Source organism: Stenotrophomonas sp. HMSC10F07 (assembly GCF_001807895.1).
GTDB classification, from domain to species: Bacteria; Pseudomonadota; Gammaproteobacteria; order Xanthomonadales; family Xanthomonadaceae; genus Stenotrophomonas; species Stenotrophomonas sepilia.
Genome location: NZ_KV791326.1, coordinates 1 through 3,493, shown reverse-complemented (window position 1 = coordinate 3,493; position 3,493 = coordinate 1). Strand labels below are relative to the sequence as shown.

The window sequence follows — 3,493 nt, the reverse complement described above, 5'->3', positions numbered from 1 at the left end:
AGGTGCATCAGGTCGTTGCGCGCATCACGCGAGGTCTGGATCACCGCGGCCTCGTCGTCGTACACCAGGTACTGGTCACGCAGCAGCTGCTCATCATGCTCACGGAAGCGTTGCACATGGCGTTCGGCCACGTCTGGGGCCACGCCCAGCGCCGTCAGCACGCGCCCGCTCATCTCCAGGCTGGTGCCGAACACTTCGCGGAACGGCTCGGCCGACATGTCCATCAGGCGCCATGCATGCTGGCGGTTGCGTGCACGCGCCAGCACCTTCGCGTCCGGGTACAGCCGGCGCACCATGCGCACCGCACGCAGGTTGGTCTCGGGGTCATCCACGGTGATGACGAACACATCGATGTGCTCGCCACCCGCTGCACGCAGCATCTCCGGGCGGGTCGGGTCGCCGTAGTACAGCTGGTTGCCGAAGCGGCGCAGGTCGGCCACCGTGTCCGGGTTCGCCTCCAGCGCCACGAACGGCACCTTCTGTGCGGTCAGCAGGCGTGCGATCACCTGGCCGAAGCGGCCCATGCCGGCGATCAGCACCTTGGGCCGGTTGTCCGGTGCCACCTTGTCGGCCTCGGCGGTCCCGCGCGGTGGAGCCTTCTCCTGGCCGAGCAGCTTGAGCAGCGCGATCATCAGCAGTGGCGTGATCGCCATCGACAGGCCGACGATCGCCACCAGTCGATCGTGATTGGCGTTGCCCAGCAGGTGCGCGCGCTGCGCTTCGTTGAACACCACGAAGGCGAACTCGCCCCCCAGCCACAGCACGCTGCCCAGCAGCAGCGACTGCCGCGGACTGAGCTTTGCAATACGGCCAATCACATACAGCAGGCTGAACTTGACCACCAGCAGGACCGCCACGCCGGCCGCGATCAGCCACGGCTCTGCGGCGATGCGGTCGAGATCGATGCCCATGCCCACCGCGATGAAGAACAGCCCCAGCAGCAGGCCCTTGAACGGCTCGATCTGCGCTTCCAGTTCGTGCCGGAACTCCGAATCGGACAGCAGCACCCCGGCCAGGAACGCGCCCAGGCTGGGGCTGAGGCCCGCTTCCTGCATGAACCAGGCAGTGCCCAGCACCACCAGCAGGGCGGTGGCGGTGAACACTTCCGGGCTGCGGGTGCGCGCGATGATGCTGAACACCTTGCGCAGCACCGGTCGCCCGCACAGGATCACCACGGCCAGCGCGCCGAGGGCCACGGCGGCGTCTTCCCAGCGCAGGGTCTCGTTCTTCGCCCCGCCCAGCAGCGGGATGGCCGCCAGCAGCGGGATCGCGATCAGGTCCTGGAACAGCAGGATGGCAAAACCCAGCCGGCCATGGTCGCTGTTGATCGCCTTGTGCTCGGACAGCAGCTGCAGGCCTACCGCGGTGGATGACAGCGCCAGCGCAACACCGACCACCAGCGCGCTCTTCCACTGGAAGTGGTCGAGCAGCAGCAGGCCGCCCAGCACCAGCCCGGACATCGCCACCTGCGCCGCGCCCGCGCCGAACACCGAGCGCCGCATCACCTTCAGGCGTGCCGGCGACAGCTCCAGGCCGATCACGAACAGCAGCATCACCACGCCGATCTCGGCCGCGCCGAGGATGCGGTCGGCGTCCTGCACGAAGCCCAGCCCGTCCGGGCCCAGCACCACGCCGGCCGCCAGGTAGCCCAGCACCGCGCCGAAGCCGAACTTCTTGAACACCGGCACGGCAATGACCGCCGCCAGCAGCAGCACCAGGGCCAGTTCCAGACCGCCGCTATGCATGGGAATACCTGGTCATCGGGGAAGCCCGCAGTGCGTCCGTTCGGGTGGGGAAAGCGTGGCGAGCGCCACCCGGCCATTATGCGCGCCGGTTGGTGTATGCACGAGAACAACCGGCCGGCAGGCGCCCGGCGCAGGGATGCCGGGTTGACCTGCATGGCCCGCGGGTCCAGACTGCCCGCCGCTGGCGGCGCACCGCCGGCACGCGCATTCCGGAGTCCCCAACCCATGTCCAGCGACAGTAGAAGTCGACCTCGTTCGACGCCAGCGATGGCCACCGCCTGACATCGGGACGGTTTGCCTGCGTTGGCGTTGCGCGAGGTCGCACCCCCACAAGGCAAAACCGATGAACCAGAAGCAATTGCTGCGCCCGGTGGCCGATGCCGCCGCATTGGCCGCACCGCTGGCGAACTACAACACCGCCGATGCGGTGGAATTCCTCAACACATTGGAACTGGCCCGCGCCGCGGAAACGCTGGCCGCGCTGCCGTTGCCGCGTGCAGTGAAGATGCTGGAAGCGCCGGAGCTGCACCGCAGCGGTGAGCTGGTGGCCGCGCTGCCGCCGGCACGCGCCGCTGCCCTGCTCGGGCTGATGGCTGACGACCGCGCCACCGACATCGTCCACGAGCTGGATGAGGAAGAACGCGCGCGGCTGATCCCGCTGCTGGGCACCGACGCCCGCCAGGTCATCCAGAAGCTGCTGAGCTACCCGCCGAACACCGCCGGCGCGCTGATGACCACCGAATACGTGGCGGTGCCCGCCAGCTGGACCGTGGCGCAGACCCTGCAGCACATCCGCCAGGTCGAGCGCACGCGTGAAACGGTGTACGCGATCTACGTGCTGGACCCGGCCAGCCAGCAGCTGCAGCAGGTGGTGACCATGCGCCGGCTGATCACCGGCCTGCCCGAGGAATCGATCCTGGACGTGGCCCAGGTCAATCCGCCGGTGACGGTGGACGCGCTGATGGACCAGGAAGAAGTCGCGCGTCTGATCCGCCGCCACGACCTGTTGGCGATTCCGGTGGTCGACGCGCAGCAGCAGATGCTCGGCATCGTCACCGTGGACGACGTGCTCGATGCGCTGATCGAGGAATCGACCGAGGACGCGCACAAGTTCGGCGGCATGGAAGCGCTGGACAAGCCCTATATGCAGATCGGCTTCTTCGAGATGCTGCGCAAGCGTGCCGGCTGGCTGAGCGTGCTGTTCCTGGGCGAGATGCTGACGGCCAGTGCGATGCAGCACTACGAGGACGAACTGGCGCGCGCGGTGGTGCTGACCCTGTTCATCCCGTTGATCATGAGTTCGGGCGGAAATTCCGGCTCCCAGGCCACCTCGCTGTTGATCCGGAGCCTGGCGCTGCGCGAACTGCGCCTGCGCGACTGGTGGAAGGTGGCCATCCGCGAGATCCCGACCGGCATGGTGCTGGGTGCCATCCTCGGCTGCCTGGCGATCGTGCGCATCGTGATCTGGCAGCTGGGTGGCCTGCATGACTACGGCGAGCACTGGATCCTGCTGGCGATCACCATCGGCGCCGCGCTGGTCGGCATCGTCACCTTTGGTTCGCTGTCCGGCTCGATGCTGCCCTTCGTCCTGAAGCGCCTCGGCTTCGACCCGGCCAGCGCCTCGGCCCCGTTCGTGGCCACCCTGGTGGATGTGACCGGCCTGGTGATCTATTTCAGCATCGCCGCGCTGATCCTGCACGGCACGCTGCTGTAACAAAAAAGGGGACGGAGGGGATCAAGTCGTTTGT

Annotated in this window: 2 protein-coding genes; one reads left to right on the top strand and one right to left on the bottom strand. The window is 67.6% G+C overall.

Features of this window, described 5'->3' with window-relative positions; translation table 11 throughout:
* The coding region (locus tag HMPREF3114_RS20445; RefSeq protein WP_083297565.1) for a monovalent cation:proton antiporter-2 (CPA2) family protein at positions 1-1,745 on the bottom strand (1,745 nt) is incomplete at its 3' end.
* A gap of 343 nt (positions 1,746-2,088) precedes the next feature.
* On the opposite strand from HMPREF3114_RS20445, the gene mgtE reads away from it, so the two are divergent.
* On the top strand, positions 2,089-3,459 hold the full coding sequence (gene mgtE, locus HMPREF3114_RS02120) for a magnesium transporter (RefSeq protein WP_005420274.1): 1,371 nt from the start codon (positions 2,089-2,091) through the stop codon (positions 3,457-3,459).
* The last annotated feature ends 34 nt before the right edge of the window (positions 3,460-3,493 follow it).

Excerpts from the sequence above, each read along its gene's own strand:
- mgtE (WP_005420274.1), top strand. The coding sequence starts at position 2,089 with ATGAACCAGAAGCAATTGCTGCGCCCGGTGGCCGATGCCGCCGCATTG.